This window comes from Brevibacillus migulae (assembly GCF_004521915.1).
Lineage (GTDB): Bacteria > Bacillota > Bacilli > Brevibacillales > Brevibacillaceae > Brevibacillus_F > Brevibacillus_F migulae.
Genome location: NZ_SDKD01000015.1, coordinates 114,601 through 131,503, shown reverse-complemented (window position 1 = coordinate 131,503; position 16,903 = coordinate 114,601). Strand labels below are relative to the sequence as shown.

Annotated in this window: 19 protein-coding genes; 15 read left to right on the top strand and 4 right to left on the bottom strand. The window is 52.0% G+C overall.

What is annotated here, in order from left to right; translation table 11 throughout:
- Window positions 1-134: 134 nt before the first annotated feature.
- Together EIZ37_RS17405 and EIZ37_RS17400 are read left to right on the top strand one after the other, a co-directional pair.
- Window positions 135-554 carry a MerR family transcriptional regulator gene (locus tag EIZ37_RS17405; protein ID WP_134686034.1) on the top strand — a complete coding sequence of 140 codons (420 nt, stop codon included), beginning with the start codon at window positions 135-137 and terminating at the stop codon, window positions 552-554.
- Window positions 551-1,471, top strand: a complete 921-nt coding sequence (locus EIZ37_RS17400; protein ID WP_134686033.1) for a DMT family transporter — start codon at window positions 551-553, stop codon at window positions 1,469-1,471. The genes EIZ37_RS17405 and EIZ37_RS17400 overlap by 4 nt, the downstream gene beginning before the upstream one ends.
- Before the next feature lie 8 nt (window positions 1,472-1,479).
- Here EIZ37_RS17400 and EIZ37_RS17395 read toward each other — a convergent pair whose 3' ends face one another.
- The gene (locus EIZ37_RS17395; protein WP_134686032.1) at window positions 1,480-1,941 is read right to left on the bottom strand and encodes a hypothetical protein; all 462 of its coding nucleotides are present in this window, start codon (window positions 1,939-1,941) and stop codon (window positions 1,480-1,482) included.
- A 211-nt stretch (window positions 1,942-2,152) separates the two neighbouring features.
- Between EIZ37_RS17395 and EIZ37_RS17390 the strand changes: the two genes are divergently transcribed.
- From EIZ37_RS17390 to EIZ37_RS17380, 3 genes are all read left to right on the top strand, one after another.
- A complete protein-coding gene (locus tag EIZ37_RS17390; protein WP_134686031.1) occupies window positions 2,153-2,356 on the top strand; it encodes a cold shock domain-containing protein in 204 nt (67 codons plus the stop codon).
- Between the two features lie 155 nt (window positions 2,357-2,511).
- Complete coding sequence (locus EIZ37_RS17385) at window positions 2,512-3,180, top strand: response regulator transcription factor (RefSeq protein ID WP_134686030.1); 669 nt, start codon at window positions 2,512-2,514, stop codon at window positions 3,178-3,180.
- Window positions 3,181-3,236: 56 nt separating this feature from the next.
- Window positions 3,237-4,631, top strand: a complete 1,395-nt coding sequence (locus tag EIZ37_RS17380) for a TrkH family potassium uptake protein (RefSeq protein WP_407921151.1) — start codon at window positions 3,237-3,239, stop codon at window positions 4,629-4,631.
- A gap of 57 nt (window positions 4,632-4,688) precedes the next feature.
- Here EIZ37_RS17380 and brnQ read toward each other — a convergent pair whose 3' ends face one another.
- A complete protein-coding gene (gene brnQ, locus EIZ37_RS17375; protein ID WP_134686028.1) occupies window positions 4,689-6,038 on the bottom strand; it encodes a branched-chain amino acid transport system II carrier protein in 1,350 nt (449 codons plus the stop codon).
- A gap of 251 nt (window positions 6,039-6,289) precedes the next feature.
- On the opposite strand from brnQ, the gene EIZ37_RS17370 reads away from it, so the two are divergent.
- The 5 genes from EIZ37_RS17370 to EIZ37_RS17350 all read left to right on the top strand — a co-directional run bounded on the left by EIZ37_RS17370 (window position 6,290) and on the right by EIZ37_RS17350 (window position 10,502).
- A complete protein-coding gene (locus EIZ37_RS17370; protein WP_134686027.1) occupies window positions 6,290-6,994 on the top strand; it encodes a FadR/GntR family transcriptional regulator in 705 nt (234 codons plus the stop codon).
- Window positions 6,995-7,040: 46 nt separating this feature from the next.
- Window positions 7,041-7,784, top strand: a complete 744-nt coding sequence (locus EIZ37_RS17365; protein ID WP_134686026.1) for a (Fe-S)-binding protein — start codon at window positions 7,041-7,043, stop codon at window positions 7,782-7,784.
- Entirely contained in the window at window positions 7,771-9,276 is a 1,506-nt protein-coding gene (locus EIZ37_RS17360) for a LutB/LldF family L-lactate oxidation iron-sulfur protein (protein ID WP_134686025.1), read from the top strand. The genes EIZ37_RS17365 and EIZ37_RS17360 overlap by 14 nt, the downstream gene beginning before the upstream one ends.
- Window positions 9,266-9,988 (top strand): LutC/YkgG family protein, encoded by a 723-nt coding sequence (locus EIZ37_RS17355; protein WP_134686024.1) that lies wholly within the window; start codon window positions 9,266-9,268, stop codon window positions 9,986-9,988. The genes EIZ37_RS17360 and EIZ37_RS17355 overlap by 11 nt, the downstream gene beginning before the upstream one ends.
- 94 nt (window positions 9,989-10,082) lie before the next feature.
- Window positions 10,083-10,502 (top strand): DUF6157 family protein, encoded by a 420-nt coding sequence (locus tag EIZ37_RS17350; RefSeq protein WP_134686023.1) that lies wholly within the window; start codon window positions 10,083-10,085, stop codon window positions 10,500-10,502.
- A gap of 15 nt (window positions 10,503-10,517) precedes the next feature.
- Here the strand turns inward: EIZ37_RS17350 and EIZ37_RS17345 are convergent, their stop codons facing one another.
- Window positions 10,518-10,874, bottom strand: coding sequence for a VOC family protein (locus EIZ37_RS17345; protein WP_134686022.1), 357 nt, complete (start codon window positions 10,872-10,874; stop codon window positions 10,518-10,520).
- A gap of 157 nt (window positions 10,875-11,031) precedes the next feature.
- Here EIZ37_RS17345 and EIZ37_RS17340 point away from each other — a divergent pair, with 157 nt between their 5' ends.
- The 5 genes from EIZ37_RS17340 to EIZ37_RS17320 all read left to right on the top strand — a co-directional run bounded on the left by EIZ37_RS17340 (window position 11,032) and on the right by EIZ37_RS17320 (window position 16,540).
- A complete protein-coding gene (locus tag EIZ37_RS17340; protein ID WP_134686021.1) occupies window positions 11,032-12,228 on the top strand; it encodes a M20 metallopeptidase family protein in 1,197 nt (398 codons plus the stop codon).
- A gap of 163 nt (window positions 12,229-12,391) precedes the next feature.
- Entirely contained in the window at window positions 12,392-13,501 is a 1,110-nt protein-coding gene (locus tag EIZ37_RS17335) for a YheC/YheD family endospore coat-associated protein (RefSeq protein ID WP_134686020.1), read from the top strand.
- Window positions 13,502-13,569: 68 nt separating this feature from the next.
- Window positions 13,570-14,409 (top strand): alpha/beta hydrolase, encoded by an 840-nt coding sequence (locus EIZ37_RS17330; protein WP_134686019.1) that lies wholly within the window; start codon window positions 13,570-13,572, stop codon window positions 14,407-14,409.
- Between the two features lie 176 nt (window positions 14,410-14,585).
- Window positions 14,586-16,211 carry a citramalate synthase gene (gene cimA, locus EIZ37_RS17325; RefSeq protein WP_134686018.1) on the top strand — a complete coding sequence of 542 codons (1,626 nt, stop codon included), beginning with the start codon at window positions 14,586-14,588 and terminating at the stop codon, window positions 16,209-16,211.
- 89 nt (window positions 16,212-16,300) lie between these two features.
- Window positions 16,301-16,540 (top strand): hypothetical protein, encoded by a 240-nt coding sequence (locus tag EIZ37_RS17320; RefSeq protein ID WP_134686017.1) that lies wholly within the window; start codon window positions 16,301-16,303, stop codon window positions 16,538-16,540.
- A 90-nt stretch (window positions 16,541-16,630) separates the two neighbouring features.
- On the opposite strand, the gene EIZ37_RS17315 is transcribed toward EIZ37_RS17320, so the two are convergent.
- Entirely contained in the window at window positions 16,631-16,885 is a 255-nt protein-coding gene (locus tag EIZ37_RS17315) for a YciI family protein (protein ID WP_134686016.1), read from the bottom strand.
- Window positions 16,886-16,903 lie beyond the last annotated feature (18 nt).

Here is a 16,903-nt window from a genome sequence, read left to right as displayed (position 1 = left end):
TGTGAGAGGTCGGGGGTTAGTCACCCCCTCCTACTCGATTTCTTGCCGACGGATCCAGCTGAAAGAAGTTTTTCTTATTGACTTAGAGTTGAATCTAAGTCGTACACTGAGGGGGATTCAACAAAGAGAGAGGGATGAAGTTGGTGTATTCCATTCGCGAGGCTTCCGAAAAATCTGGGATCAGCTCGTATACATTGCGGTATTACGAAAAAATCGGGCTGCTTCCCCCAGCAAAACGAAATAGTGGGGGAAGGCGTACCTATACCGATGGCGATCTGAAATTTTTGGCTTTCCTGAAAAGCTTAAAGGAAACAGGCATGTCATTGGATGAAATCAATGAGATTGTCCAAGACGGCTGTATTATGGAACAAATCAGCATGGAGGTCGAAATGTCTCAGCTGACGCCGTCGCTGCATAAACGGATTGATATCTTAACGAGACACCTGCAGAACATGGAGGCCAAAAAGCTGGAACTGGAACAAGTCATATCGGCAACCATGCAGAAACTGGATACGTATCATTCCATTCTGGCAAAGGACGTGGATAAGAAATGAAGCAGACCAAAATATATATCATGCTGCTGAGTGTCTCAATTTTTATGGGGGCGGCTTTTCCCCTTGCGAAATATACGGTGGATTATTTTTCACCTGCGTCAGCGGCAGCATGGCGTTTTGGCATCGCGGCAGCGGTGATGCTGATCATGATGCTGGCTACGGAAGGAATTCAGAAACACCAGATCAAGCGCAATATCGTCTGGTTCACCATGATGGGTATCGTGGGGGTTTTTGGCTTTAATGCATTGTTTTTTGCGGGGATGAAATCCACGTCTTCGGTTAACGGGGCGTTAATCATGGCGCTGAATCCGCTGATCACGACGATGTTAGCCCGGGTGCTGTTAAAGGATCGGATCAGCAAACAGCAGGGAGTGGGCATTTTTCTAGCATTCATCGGGGTATCGCTTGTCATTACACAGGGATCGCTCCAGACGATCGCCACTTTGTCCATCTCAGGCGGTGACGCTATGATCTTGGCGGGCAATCTGTGCTGGGCGCTTTATGGAGTGCTTGGGCGTCGTTTTGTAAAGGATGCCACACCGCTAGCCACCACTACCTATACCATGGTGATTGGGGCCCTGGCCTTGATCATGAGCTCCGTATATTCGTCCAATCCCGTGCCCATGACGGACGTACCACTGCAAGCGTGGGCTGCGATCCTCTTTATGGCACTCTTCACCAGTGTGCTTGGATACCTGTGGTGGAATCAAGGCATGAAGCTGATCGGTGCTAGCAAAACATCGCTCTTTTTTAATCTCGTTCCCGTCGTGGTGATGATCATCTCGCTTGCGGCAGGAACACCGGTTACGCTCATACAAGTGCTGGGGGCGGCGATCGTGATCATCGGCGTTTTCACTTCATCAGGGCTGTTGAGCGGGCAATGGCGCGAAAAAAGAGCCGTACGCATACGGCTCTGAGACGTTGCTTATTGAACTTGGATTTGCCCGTTCTGGTCGAGGACCACATTGAATTCGTGAACGACCACAGGAGCCTCATTCGGATTGGTCAAGCTGTAGCGGAGAACTTGAAACGTGCCGTCACCGGTCAGCTTCCCTTTAAATTCGACACCGAGCAGCTCGGATTGGTAAAACGAAAAGTTGGCGAGCTCGGTTTCCTTCAGCTCAGCTGCGATCAGTTGGCCATCCCCCGTAAACATGGCATTGCGCAACTCTTCGGAGGACTCATATTTCTGTTGTAGATATGTTTTCAGCTGTTGGGCAATTTCCGATTCAGCGATTTGCTTTCCTTGTTCAACGACGTCTTTGCCCAATTCGATGGCTTGTTTGCCTGCTTCCACTGCTTGCTGTGCATCCTGAACGCCTTGTGTGACTTCTGCACAACCGGACAACAGCAGCGCCGACAAAGCAGCGACATATGCGAAACGCATGATTGGCAAGCTCCTTCCTTCTAATTGCTCACGTCACAACACGTGGTTATGCCGTGTGGGGCCAGAATGCAAACATGGCCTCCTCTCCATTGTAGCGGAAGATAGGGGAAGATTGAATCAATTTTTACCCACTTTGATCACGTTTTAAGGAGCCCGCATATGATAATAGCCTAAAGCAAATCTTCACAAGAGCAAGGGAGGAGCAATAAAGATGCAAGGAAAAGTGAAATGGTTTAACAAAGAAAAGGGTTATGGCTTTATTGAGCGCGAAGACGGTCCAGATATTTTTGTTCATTATACAGCAATTTCGGGTAGCGGCTATCGGAATCTGGAAGAGGGGGAGCTCGTTTCCTTCGAGGTAGTCAACGGCCAACGCGGCTTGCAAGCGGCGAATGTGACAAGAAGAGATAACTGAGCATCAACAACCGGGCCTGGGAAAGGGTCCGGTTTTTTTCATAATTCCGATAAACTTTGTGAAAAATTCAAACAATGACCTTCCGAGCTTAAAAATAGCTTAATCATTCCCCGGTACACTAGAAAGATGATCGAAGGAATGATGGAGGAAGGGAAATGAAAAAGGGGCTCTATGTATCGGAACAACTATCCGGTTTCGCACGTCTCGCGCAATTTTTGCAGACTCATTCAATAGAGCTGGTGGAAGCGGAAAGGGGAAGCGAGGAAGAGGGGCACATTCACTTTGTCCTGTTGGATTGCTGGGAGAAAGCGGCATTTCCTCTGGTTCACACCTATCGGAAACGTTTTCCCCAAGCCGGCATACTTGTGCTTGCCACACAGCGTGATGAAACGGATCTGCTGCAAGCCTTTTCCCAAGGGGCGGATGACTACCAGTTCAAACCGTGCTCAGAGCGGGAAGTGGCAGCACGGATTCGCGCCATCTTGAAACGCAAGGAGGCACCGGCTCCACACATTTCTCCACCCGCCCCCGGAAACGATTGGGATCACAATCCGCTGCTGGAATGGGAGGGAGTGCGCATGCAGCTCGATTTGACAAAAACAGAATCCCGGCTGCTCCAATACCTGCTAGCTCACCAGAAAACCATTGCCTCCCGCCAGCAAATCATCCAGGCGGTCTGGGGAGGCCAAATCGATCTATCCAGCAAAGTGCTGGATGTTCACCTGTATAACCTCCGGAAAAAGCTTCAGCAGGCCACGGATGGCCGGATCAGCATCAAAACGGTCACCAATAAAGGCTTTTATCTCATCAGCAACAAGGAATAAGGCGGGCGTCAGCATGGGCGGGATAGGCGGTTTTGCGTGTTCCTCCACTTTTCGCTATGATTACGTGGAGAACATGTAGCAGGAGGGAAACCGGATTGCCCTTTTTTGACAGAAAGAGAAAAAGTAATTCTGTACAAATGATCGTCTTCTTGTATGTGGGGATGATCTTCCTGGCAACGCTATTATTAAAGCTGCCCATCTTTCATAATCCCGGGGTAAGTTTGAGCTGGATCGATTCCTTATTCACCGCTGCCAGCGCTATCAGCGTGACCGGACTCAGCGTGATTCAAATTCACCATATCTTTAATCAGTGGGGAATTTTCTTTCTTACGCTGCTTTTTCAGGTTGGCGGGATTGGCATCATGACATTGGGGGCGTTCGTATGGGTGGTGCTGGGGAAAAACATTGGCCTGGAGCAGCGGAAACGGATCGCAGCGGACAATAATCGGCAAACATTGGCGGGACTAGTCAACCTGATTATCAATGTGTTGGTATTGACGTTATACATCGAACTGATCGGCACGATTCTGCTGGGGACCTACTTCGTATGGGCGGGTTATCATCAGGAATGGCATACAGCCTTCTATTACGGGTATTTCGTGTCAGTGAGTGCTTTTACCAATGCGGGATTTGATATTTACGGCAACTCATTGATCAATTTTGCGCAGGACTATTTCGTACAAATCGTGAACATGATCCTGATCACCTGTGGAGCGATCGGGTTCCCCGTATTAATTGAGCTGCAGAGCTATGTCCACCATCGCAGAAACAAAATGAAATTTTCATTTTCCTTATTTACGAAAATTACAACCATCACGTTTTTCTCGCTTGTTGCCATCGGGACATTGTTCTTTTACCTGTTTGAACGGGATCTGTTTTTGCAGGATAAAAGCTGGCATGAAGCTTTTTTCTATGCCCTGTTTCATTCCGTCTCTTCCCGGAGCGGCGGGCTCGTCACCATGGATCTCAGCTTGCTCTCAGCCCCGACCATGGTGCTGTTATCGGGTTTTATGTTTATCGGGGCATCGCCCAACAGCGTAGGGGGCGGGATTCGTACGACGACGTTTTTCGTCCTGGCTGCTACGATGTTCGCGTATATGCGAGGCCATAAAAGAGTGAAGGTGTTTCGGAAAGAGCTGATGGATGACGATATCAACCGTTCTTTCATGGTCTTCTTCTTTTCCATCTGTCTCGTCTTCACGGCGGTCATCCTGTTTATCTGGACGGAAGACCTGCCGCTTCAACACGTATTATTTGAGATTTGCTCGGCTTTTGGGACGACTGGGCTTTCTAGCGGCATCACTTCGGAAATCGGAGCGGCAGGCAAATTAATCTTGATTGGCATGATGATCATCGGGCGCATTGGTATCATCAATCTGCTGCTTTTTGCGAAAAAAGATGGGCGGCCGAGCTCGGTTGCTTATCCAAAGGAACGGCTGATCATCGGATAGAAGGAAAGGAAACAAGAAAAAGGCACTGGGCTCAAAAGCCGAGTGCCTTTCTTGTATTTACGATTCCTGTTCTTGGACAGAGGCAGTTGGCGCGTCAGATGTGTGCTTTTTGGCCAACATGGCAGCCGCATAGCCGATGGCACCTCCTGCGATTGCCGGCAGGAGCCAGCCCATTCCTTCCCTGTAATAAGGAAGCAGCGCAAGCGTGTCACTGATCGCCGCGATCTCAAACGCATTTGCGATCGAATCCAGCAAACTGAACACGAGCGTCAACAATACGGAAGCCTTGTAGACGGGTGAAGCGCCGCGGAACAACCGATGGGTAAGACACAGGATAATCATGACGATGGCTACCGGATAAATAAACCCGAGAATCGGGACAGAGATTTTCAGGATTTGGGTCAGGCCCAGATTCGCTATCAGCATGCTGGCAGCACTGGTGATCGCTACCCATTTTTGATAGGACAGACGCGGAAATACCTCGGAAAAATATTGCCCGCAAGCAGTGACCAGCCCGATGGATACGCAGAGGCAAGCCACCGTAAAGACGGCACCGAGAATCAGCGCGCCGCTTTGCCCAAACAGCGCGGTACTGACTTGGCTGAGCACCTGCGCCCCGTTTTCGGCAGGAATGCTGCTTGGATTGGCAGCGCCGAGAAAACCGAGGATCAGGTATACGCTGGTCAACAACAGGGCAGCGCCAATGCCGGCTATCGTAATCATCCAGGCAAGCGATTTGCTTTGTGTAATCCCGCGGGCACGCAGCGTATTCACGACGACGATGCCAATCGCGATGGAACCGAGCGCATCCATTGTTTGATAGCCGTCCAAAAATCCTTGGACGAAAGGATGGGTCAAATAGTTCCCCACGGGAGTGCCAGAGACGCCGTCAAGACTGAGCAAGCTTTTGATAAAAATAATGACAATGAGAGCGAGCAAGATCGGAGTCAGCAGCTTGCCGAACCGTTCCACCAGTTTGGAAGGGGTAAGCGCAAGCCAATAGACAAGCGAAAAGAATACAACCGTATAGAGCAAGAGAGACAAGGGATGCTGCCCCCACGCTTCAGGGAGGAAATAGCCAACCCCCATTTCATAGGCAAGACTTCCCGCTCGCGGAATGGCCAGTCCTGGGCCGATCGACAGGTAGACCGCCAGCGGAAAGAGAAAGGCAAACCAGGGATGAACCCGATTCATGAGACTTTGAAAGCTGCCTGCCTGAGCCACGGCGATCACGCCCATGATCGGAAGGCTAACCGCAGAGACAATGAATCCAGCCATCGACAGCCAGACATGCTCTCCGGCTGATTGCCCCAAAAAGGTAGGGAAAATCAGATTGCCTGCCCCGAAAAACAAGGAAAACAGCATAAAACTCACAAACAATAGATCTTTTCTCTGCAAGGCTTTCATCTTCAATTCTCCTATATACTTTTTATAAATATTAAAAGGATTCTACCAACTTTTCTTGGATTCTACTAGTATATTTCATAAAGTCGAAATTATAGTTTTATTTGATTTTTAAAACATGAGTGAATTTTCTCGAATCAATCGCTTTCATTTTCAAGTAACTTGTTTTCCCCTCTGTTGACGGGCCGCGAGCGGATCATTTACACTTGGATTGTGACAGGGGGAGGAAATCATTCCCTGCGCAAAAGAGGTGCATGACAATCGAGAATCAACCTTTTAAGGTAAAGAAGACTTATGAAGAAGTTGCCGACTATCTGAAGCATCAGATCCTGTCCGGCGTGTATAAAGCCGGGGAGCGATTGCCCTCGATCCGCGAGCTGGCGGAGTCGCTGGGGGTTGGTCAATCGACGGTACGCGAAGCAATCAGCTCCTTAAAGACGATCGGCCTATTGACGATGCGCCAGGGAGAAGGGACCTTCGTGACCCGTACGGAGCCGCAAGAGGTGCTGGCGAGCTTTGAACCGATCCGCCCCATGTCCTTGGACGACACGATTGCCCTGCTTGAAGTCAGAAAAATCATTGAGACAGGCATGGTCCGATTGGCGGCCGAACGCAGAACGGAAGCTGACCTGGCAAGGATCGAGGAAGCCTTGGCGCAGATGACCGAAGCCGTCCGCACGGGAGACCGATGGGAGCAGGCCGACTGGAATTTTCACTATGCACTCGCGGTTTCCAGCCACAATCCCGTGCTTGAATCCATCATGCAGAACCTGGCCGATACGATCAGCAAATCGTTGAAAACCAGCCGGGAAAAGCTGTTCCACAAGCCCGGAAGTGCAGAGCGGCTGCTGACCGAGCACCGTGAGATTGGCAAGGCGGTTGAACAAAAAAATCCGCAAAGAGCGGAGGAAGCAATGCTGCTTCACTTGCGTGGCGTTGAAAAAGAGATGCTCACGTAATTTTTTGCATAAGTCATCAGATGACCAGATGAATAGGAGGGTGGATATGAAGGTTTCTTTATTTGCTACATGCTTGTCGGATGCATTTTATCCCCGCGTGACAGAAGCGATGGCGCGGCTGCTTGCACGCTATGGAATTCGCTTGGATTTTCCTTCTGCGCAGACATGCTGCGGGCAGCCAGCGTTCAACAGCGGGTATTGGGACGAAGCGAAGGGGGCAGCCTTGCAATTGATCGATGCGTTTGCCGACAGCGATTTCGTGATCGCTCCCTCGGGGTCCTGTATCGGGATGATCCATCACCATTACCCTTCGCTGTTCAAGGATGATCCGGCAGGGCTTGCCAAAGCGCGGGCGCTGGCGGAGAAAAGCTACGAATTTACGCAATTTTTGGTCAATGTGCTGGACGTCAAGGATGTCGGGGCGAAGTTCCCCCATCGCGTGACCTATCATCCCTCCTGTCACGGGGCGAGGCTGCTGGGCGTTAAAGACGAACCACTCGAGCTGCTGCAGCATGTGCATGGGCTGGAACTGCTGCCGCTGCCCTTCGCGGAAGACTGCTGCGGCTTTGGCGGGACCTTTTCGATCAAGCTGTCCGAAGTATCTGCGGCGATGGTGACAGAAAAAGCGGAGCATGTGATCGACACGCAAGCGGAAGTGCTCGTCGGTCTGGACATGGGCTGCTTGATGAACATCGGGGGACGCCTGCGCCATCAGGGTACTTCGATTCGGGTGATGCATCTGGCGGAACTTTTATACGAAGGAGTGTGTCGGGCAGATGGGCGGATTTAATCCTGCGGTGAAGCTGGAAGAACGCATTCGGCAAGCGCTGAATGACGAGTTTTTGCGCAATGCGGTCAAGTTTACGACGGGACGACTGCGCTCCTCGAAGCAGCAAGCAGCGGAGCAGATGGGCAACTGGGAGGAGTGGCGTGAGCGCGGCAGACAGATTCGGCTGCATACGATTGCCCACCTTGACTACTATCTGAATCAATTTGTTCAGAATCTTCGGGAAGCGGGCGGCTATGTGCACTTCGCGTCTACCGCACAGGAGGCGGTGGAGATCGCGATGCAGATCATGGAGGAGAAGCAGGCCAAGTCGGTCGTGAAATCAAAATCGATGGTGTCGGAGGAGCTGCACCTCAACGATGCGATGGCGGCGAAGGGCATCGAGCCGGTCGAAACCGATCTGGGCGAATATATCATCCAGCTTGCCGGAGAAACACCCTCGCACATTCTGGCGCCAGCGATTCATAAAAACAGACAGCAGATCGCCGACCTGTTTTCCGAGATCGGGGGCGAGAAGCTTCCTGCAGATACGGCTGTCTTAGCCGGATTTGCGCGGTCCCAGCTGCGGGAAAAGTTTTTGCAGGCGGACATCGGGATGACGGGCTGCAACTTTGCGATCGCTGAGTCCGGTTCCTTCGTACTTTTCTCCAATGAAGGGAATGCCCGGATGTGCAGTACCGTGCCCCGCACACAGATCACGCTGATGGGGATGGAACGGATCATTCCTTCGTGGGAGGATCTTGAAGTGATGGCTGCCATCCTGCCGCGCGCCGCGACCGGCCAGAAGCTGACGGTCTACATGTCCGCCATCAACGGTCCGAAGCGGGCAGCCGATGGTGACGGTCCAGATGAGCTGCATGTCATCATCCTGGATAACGGGCGTTCCCAGCAGCTGGGTGATCCGGAGTTTCAAGAGGTATTGAATTGCATTCGCTGCGGTGCTTGTCTCAATGCTTGTCCGGTCTACCGTCATATCGGGGGGCATGCCTACGGATGGGTGTACAGCGGGCCGATCGGAGCGGTATTGACCCCGCTTTTGAATGAGGATCAGGATCAATGGGGCGAGGTAGCCAACGCTTCTTCCCTGTGCGGTGCTTGCTATGAGGCTTGTCCGGTCAAAATCCCTCTGCATGACATGCTTGTCTATCTGCGGCGCCGCAATGTGGAAGCGGGACGTACGGATGCCACAGAAAGGCTGGGCATGAAAACATACAAGGTCGCTGTTTCTTCCCAGCGCTTTTACCAGCTGGCTTTAAAGCTGGGGCAATTCGGACAAAAGCCACTGGCGCGCAATGGTGAAATAACAGCCAAAGTAGGTCCGCTCGAAGCATGGAATCGGTTGCGGGTAGCCCCGGCGCTGGCGAAAAAATCGTTTCGCGATTCATGGAAAGAGTTGGACATGGAGTTGCAGCACGAGCTGGTTGAGCTGAAACCTGAGACGAAAGCGCGTATGGAAGCCATCCTGAGAAAGCGGGGAAACAGCCATGAAAACTGAGAAGAAATCGGTGATTGCAGAGCTGCATGAGCAATCGCTCCAAAAACAGGAAACATTCATTAAGCATATTGCCAATCGTCTAGGGCGGGAACAGCCGCTAACGACCCCACCGAAACGATCGGTTTCTGGCGCCGTTGATTCTTGGCGGACGCATACGCTTGATCCGGAAGAGCGAATCTCCCAATTTCTGATGAACTGGGAAAGTCTCGGCGGGAGTGCTGTACGTCTAGCCGACATGGCGGAAGCAAAGAACTACCTGGATCGTCTCATCGGTGAGATGAAAGCGAAAAAGATTATCCGCGAAGATCATCCGGAACTCGCACAGATTGTTTCCGAATCGCCAGATCTTCACTTGACTGTATGGGGTGACAAAGACTTTGCCGCGATGCGAAAAGCAGCGGCAGAGGCGGAGATCGGGATCGTCATGGCTGACTTTGCGATTGCGAATACGGGTACGCTGGTGATCACCTCTACACCGCAAAGAGGCAGGTCGCTCAGCCTGCTGCCCACGATCTTTGTCGGGATTGTCAAAGCAAAGGACATCCAGACCAAGATGGGCGATGTGCTGTCTGTCATACAGACCTGGAACGGAAAGGAGATGCCGGCGGGAATCCATTTTGTCTCAGGGCCCAGCCGCTCTGCCGATATCGAGAGTGATCTGACCATCGGCGTTCACGGCCCCAGCATCGTGCATGCGCTCGTGATCGGATAATGCGTGGCAATGCTCCGCCTCTTTGAAAGAGACGGGGCATTTGCTACATTTGGAAGGAGAAACACATGCGAATTCTGTAAGAAGAGGTGAAAACTTGAGCTTCATTCACACCTTTATCCAGGTAGCTGCAGATTGCCCCGTTTCGGAAGGCATGATACCTGTTGGACGCAATGGGAACAAGCCGATCCATGTCATCCAATACGAATTGCTATCGCAAAACCCGTATCAATTCACACACGAAGAATTGATCTATGCGGTCCATCTGATCCACAAAAACATTTCCACGGAAGAACGGGATATGCATGGTGAGCGAATCCGCAGGGACTTGTTTCAGAAAAAGCATCCATGCATGCGGGCCTCTTTGCTGCCGAAAAAATACGGCTGGGGGATCCATTTTGACGGCCAAGGGAAGATGGCGCTGTATGGAATGGAGACGAAGGATTACCAGCAATTCGTCCAGTCGGCAGGCGATCGGATCAAAGTCCTTGCTGCTATGCGCAACAGCCGAGGCTGACTCCGCCCCCACAAATCAACACTTACATACCATCAGCACATTTCCGTCCGGGTCCGCAAAGGTAAACCAATGATCATGCTCAATGCCAGACAGCATGGCGGCCCCCAGCTCTTTCACATACTGATAGGCTGCTTCGATGTCTGCGGTATTGAAATGAAACAGCGGTGCCTTTCCGGGTTTTTCCGTATCAAAAATTTTGCTGTCTAAGACTAGCCCTGTCTCTCCAGCCATGGGCACTACGTACAAATGGCCAAACAGTATGTCGCCGGTGACGGGGATCCCCAGCAGCTGGCAGTACCAATTTCGTGCTTTTTCGATATCAGATACAGGGATAAAAACAGTGCCAATGCGATTCATGATCGGGTGTGCCACTTTGCGTCAACTCCTTTTCGGAAACCGTCTGTACGCTATTGGTATTCGATGGTTTGGCAGTTCTTTCCTTTCCACACCTCGACCGAGATTTTCTGTAGCAAGCCGATCTCGCTTTTTGCTATGATGGGTGAAAAGGAAAACGGAAGGGGAGACCGTCTTGTCAGATCTACTTACGAATTTACGCACATACATCCAGGAGCTGGAGCCGCAGATTGTTGCCTGGCGACGTCATTTTCATCAGCATCCAGAGCTGTCTTTTCACGAGGAGAAAACGCCTGCCAAAATTGCGGATATCTTGCGAGGATTGGGAATGGATGAAGTGCGCACAGGTGTAGGCGGACGCGGGGTGGTCGCTACCCTCCGCGGCGGTCAGCCGGGTCGTACCGTTGCCATTCGCGCGGACTTTGATGCGTTGCCGATTCAGGATCAAAAAGATGTACCCTATAAATCTACGGTTCCTGGCGTCATGCATGCTTGCGGACACGATGCCCACACCTCGGAGCTGCTTGGCCTCGCCACGATCCTTGCGCGGCACCGCGACCAGATTCCGGGAACGATTCGCTTTATTTTCCAGCACGCGGAAGAAGAGCTGCCAGGCGGGGCTGTCGCGATGGTAGAGGACGGCGCGGTCGATGGGGTCGATGCGATCTTTGGCGTTCACCTCTGGTCGATGTTCCCTGTTGGCAAAGCGTGGATTGGTACAGGCCCGATCATGGCCAATGCGGATGACTTCATCATTGACATAAAAGGAAAAGGCGGACACGGGGCGATCCCGCAGGAGACGGTCGATGCCATCGTGATTGGCTCGCAAATCGTCAGCAATCTGCAAACGATCGCCAGCCGCAATGTCAGCCCGCTGGATAGCGTCGTGGTCACGGTGGGCACGTTCAACGCCGGCGACAATTTCAATGTCATCGCAGACACCTGCCGTCTGACTGGTACGGTGCGCACCTTTTTGCCAGGGGTTCGCGACCGTGCCCAAGAGCGCCTGATCGAGATTGCAAAAGGCGCCGCAGCCATGCTGGGTGGCAGCGCCGAGGTCAATTATACACGCGGCTATCCGGCGGTGATCAATACCGAGGCGGAAGCGGCTGTCGCCTGGGAAGCGGCGATCGAGACATTTGGTGCAGACAGCGTGGAGCGGATGGAACCCATGATGGGAGGAGAGGATTTCTCCTATTACCTGCAAAAGGTTCCGGGTGCTTTCCTGTTTGTCGGTGCCGGAAATCCGGAAAAGGGTGCGACCTGGCCGCATCATCATCCGCGTTTCGATATTGATGAAAAAGCGATGGCCTACGCATCCGAGCTTTTGGGACGAACGGTTCTCGGCTATCTGGAGAAGCATCGTTCATAGAAAAAGAGAGTGAGAGCATCTGGTTCGATAGAGGGACCAGGTGCTTTTTTCGTGCCTATTCCTGGGAGGATAGGCGCTTGGCTCATAGCCAAGGCTCATGCCCTCGCATATATCTGTAAAGAGTTGAAAGAATCTTCAACGAACGCAGAGAGGGTGTCTTCCTATGAGAAAACCACTCATCGGCATTTTGGCGTATCGCGAAGGGGCCGTTTTTTTTGAACCAGACTATTTTCGGAGACTGATCGCCCAAGGACGTGAGATGGGCGCGGACGTATTTCTCTTTTCCCCTCAGGATGTGGATACAGAGGCACGGCAAATCAAGGGGTACGTACCGGCAGTGGAGAAGGGCTGGAAAGAGCGCCTCTATGCATGGCCGGACGTGGTGATCGATCAGTATCGCTATTATCCGTTGGAAAAACATAAAGGCTATTTGCCGTTTCGCCAGCAAAGCTTGTTTCTATATGCCAACAGCCGATTCGCCAACAAATGGCGGGTCCATCACGTATTGGCTGCGGACGAAATCATGAATCGCTGGTTGCCGGAGAGCCGACCGTTCAGCAAGCAAAATGTCGCAGAAATGCTAGGGCGTTATCCTCTTCTCTACATAAAGCCGACAAACGGCTCTGGGGGGCGCAGTATTTTGTGCGTCGAAAAGCGCGGGAAAGGGTATGTTCTGCGGGGGAGAACCAAAATCCAGGGAACCAAAGTGCAGAAGATCACCTCACAGCAGGAGCTGCTGCAACGTCTGCATCAATGGGTGCACCGCCAGAAGCATGGCAATGAGCTGTTTTTCATCCAGCAGGGACTTCGTCTGGATCTGCTGCCCAATCGCACAATCGACACGAGGCTATTGATCCAGAAAAATGGCGAGGGAGAATGGAAAGTAACCGGGATGGGAGTCCGCGTCGGCGGCATCAAAAGCTCTACCTCCAATCTTCATGGGGGTGGCAGGGCAGTGCCGGCCGGAAGGTTTTTCGCCTCCCGTTTTGGGCAGGAAAAGGCGCGAAAGATCATTCGCGAATGCGGGGAGCTTGCCCACCGCACCGTACAGGTGATTGAGCAGCATTATGGCTCCATGCTGGAATTTGGACTGGATATCGGGGTTGATGTGACGGGCAGAGTCTGGCTGATCGAGACCAATCCGAAGCCGGGGCGTGAAATCTTACGCAAGACCGGACAATTGGAGCGTTATCAGCTGGCAATCAGACGACCGTTGGAATATGCACTTTATTTGATCAAACAGCAGAAAAGGGCCAAGGAGCACATTAGCTAACCTCGGCTCTTTTGTTTCTTCCCATTCCTCTTCATAATAGGAGAGAGACCGATGAGGGGGAATGGCCAATGATATCGTTTCGAATCCCGCTTGAAGAAGATCTTGTGATTCGTGGTGAGATCCATGCAAATGGGGCCGTTGAGCAGTCTCAGCCCGTGCTGCTTTTTTGCCACGGTTTTAAGGGATTTAAGGACTGGGGGAGCTTTCCGTACGCAGCGGAAGCACTGGCGAAGCATGGAATCATCACCATCCGCTTCAATTTTTCCTGCAACGGAGTCGGGGAAAGCCGCGATGAGTTTGACGAGCTGGAAAAGTTTGCAGTCAATACATATGCAAGGGAAATCGCAGACTTGAACGTGCTCGTGAATTGGCTGAATGGACCAGATGCGCCATTACCGGCAAATGCGGATCGGGAGCAGCTTTTCGTGTTGGGTCATAGCAAGGGAGGCGGAGATGCGATCCTGTTCGGTGCGCAGCATCCCCAAGTCAAAGGAATCGTGACCTGGAATGGGATTGCGGACGTGAATCTGTTTGATGCGAGGCTGCGTGCCGAAATCGCTGAGCATGGCACGGGCTACATTGCCAATGCACGTACCGGACAGCAAATGCCGATCCGCAAAGTCGTGATCGATGACGTCGATGCGCACAAGGACGAGTACGATCTGCTCGCCAAGGTGTCGAACATGGAAAAGCCGCTGATGATCATACAAGGAGATAGGGACTTCGAGCGGATGGTAAAAGGCGCACAGCGGCTGCACCAAGCCGCGAGAAACAGCGAACTCCATTGGATTAGGGAAGGGGATCATACCTGGAATACGCGACATCCCTTTGCCGGCACCACACCCCAGCTGGAGGAAGCGATCCAGACAACTGCGTCATTTATACAGCGAAATGCTCGTCAATCATGAGCAATCGCTCGGTGAAAAGAGTGGCCAACACTCTTTTTTTTGCGTTTTTTCCTTGGTATACTGGAAAACAATAGCCAAGATTAATGCCTAGATAATTCAAAACATTCAAAAAAATTTTACCGCAAACCGGCAACAGAACCCACCTTGTAGATACGCCGGTAATGGAGTGGAGGAACATGAGAAGAGAAAAGGTCTATCTGTATGACACGACGTTGCGCGATGGAACACAGGGAGAAGGCATCAGCTTGTCTGTGGAGGACAAGGTGAAGATTGCAATGCGGTTGGATCAGCTCGGAATGGATTACATTGAAGGCGGTTGGCCGGGGAGCAATCCGAAAGACATGGCATTTTTTGAACGGATGCGAGAGATTCCGCTTGCACATGCAAGGATCGCGGCATTTGGCAGCACCTGCAGACCGGGAGTGGAGGCGCACGAGGATGAAAATCTGCGCTCGCTTTTGGACAGCGGCGTCAAGGTCGCTACCATTTTCGGCAAGTCCTGGGACCTTCATGTGACTCAGGCGTTGAAAACGACGTTGGACGAAAACATACGGATGGTCTCTGACTCGGTTCGTTTTCTCAAACAGCATGGGTTGACGGTCGTCTTTGACGCCGAGCACTTCTTCGACGGCTACAAGCAAAATCCCGTCTACGCTTTGCGCGTGCTGGAAGCGGCAGAGGAGGCAGGTGCGGATTGGCTGGTTCTCTGTGACACCAATGGCGGCAGCTTGCCACAAGAGATTTATGAAGCGGTACATACAGTGAAAGAAAGCGTCAGCCTGCCGATCGGGATCCATACCCACAATGACGGGGAGCTGGCGGTAGCCAATGCACTCTCTGCCGTGCAGGCGGGGGCGCGTCAGGTGCAGGGGACCATCAACGGGATCGGGGAGCGCTGCGGCAACTCCAATCTGATCTCGGTCATCGCCAACCTGCAGCTGAAGCTGGGATTTTCCTGTGTCGAGCCTGAGAAGCTGCAGCAGCTGACCAATCTCTCCCGCTATGTAGCGGATATCGCCAATGTGACGTTGCCCGGCAATCAGCCGTTTGTCGGCAACAGCGCTTTTGCGCATAAAGGTGGCATCCATGTCAGTGCCGTCCTCAAAAATCCGCAAACGTATGAGCATCTGGAGCCAGAGGCGATCGGTAACCAACGGCGCGTTTTGGTTTCCGAGCTGGCCGGTCAAAGCAATCTGTTCGCCAAAGTGGATGAACTGCAGCTGCCTTTTGACCGTACGAGTGCGGATGCGAAAGCGGTCATGAAAGAGATTAAGGAGCGGGAGTATCAAGGGTACCAATATGAGGCGGCCGAAGCCTCGCTGTCCCTCATGCTGCTGGAAGCGGGCGGGAAGCTGCGCGAGCTGTTTACGCTGGATTCCTTTAAAATCCTGATGGAAAAAACGGTAGGCAAGCAGATCGTCTCCGAAGCCATGGTCAAATTGCGGATTAACGGTCAGCGGATGCATACAGCGGCAGAGGGCAATGGTCCGGTCAATGCATTGGACAATGCGCTGCGCAAGGCTTTGGAGAGTCATTTCCCTTCCTTGAAAGAAATGCATCTGACTGACTACAAGGTACGTGTATTGGACGAAAGTGAGGCCACTGCGGCCAAGGTGCGTGTGTTGATCGAGTCGGCGAAAAACGGAGAGAAGTGGAGCACTGTCGGCGTATCCACCAATGTGATCGAGGCCAGCTGGGAAGCACTCGTGGACAGCATCCGTTATTTGCTCTGGAAGGATGGCTGTGAAATCGGGCACAGCGATCATCCAGCGGACATGCGGATCGGCATCGTCAACCACTGAGCACGGCAGCGCAGCGCTCCGCATGAAAGCGACCGCGGGGAGCCACTCTAAGAGGAGAAATACCGATACTCGAAGATGAGGTGAACCGCGTGCGTAATGCCGACGCGAAGCAAAATCCGGCACCCTATCCGTATGAAATGGACATCCGCCTGTCTTTTGACCAGCGGATTCAAGAAGAAGTGTTGTGCTCTCTTTTAGAGGATATGCGGCTTGCCTTGCAGACGAATTATCCGATCATGGAAATAAAGATCATCGGGGATGATGCGGTATGTCCGACCAAGCTGTCCTCCGCAGGAAATGAGCATCGGGAGCAGGTCGTGCCGACTTGAGAGGTTGAATGGAAAGAGAAGATCGTCCGGTTAGAGCGGACGATCTTTTTTTGCGGATGTAGGCTTGCCCAGCAGCAAAACGAAAAGTGGCTATTTGGTAAGCCATTCCTTTACGATCACGGTAGAAGAACCGGATTTAATCAATGGATCAGAGCTGCCAATCAACACAGCTTCTTCGAATGATTCTGCTTTTATGAGATAAGCTCCTCCGGTAGAATCACTAAAGGGTCCATATAATTCCAAGCGATTGTTTTTCTTTAAATTCTCCAAGTGTTCATAATGCCCAGGAATATCGTTCGCATTGAAGTTTGGGGTCCGATTGGTAATGATCAAAAAGCGGGTCATGGTTTCTCCTCCCATATC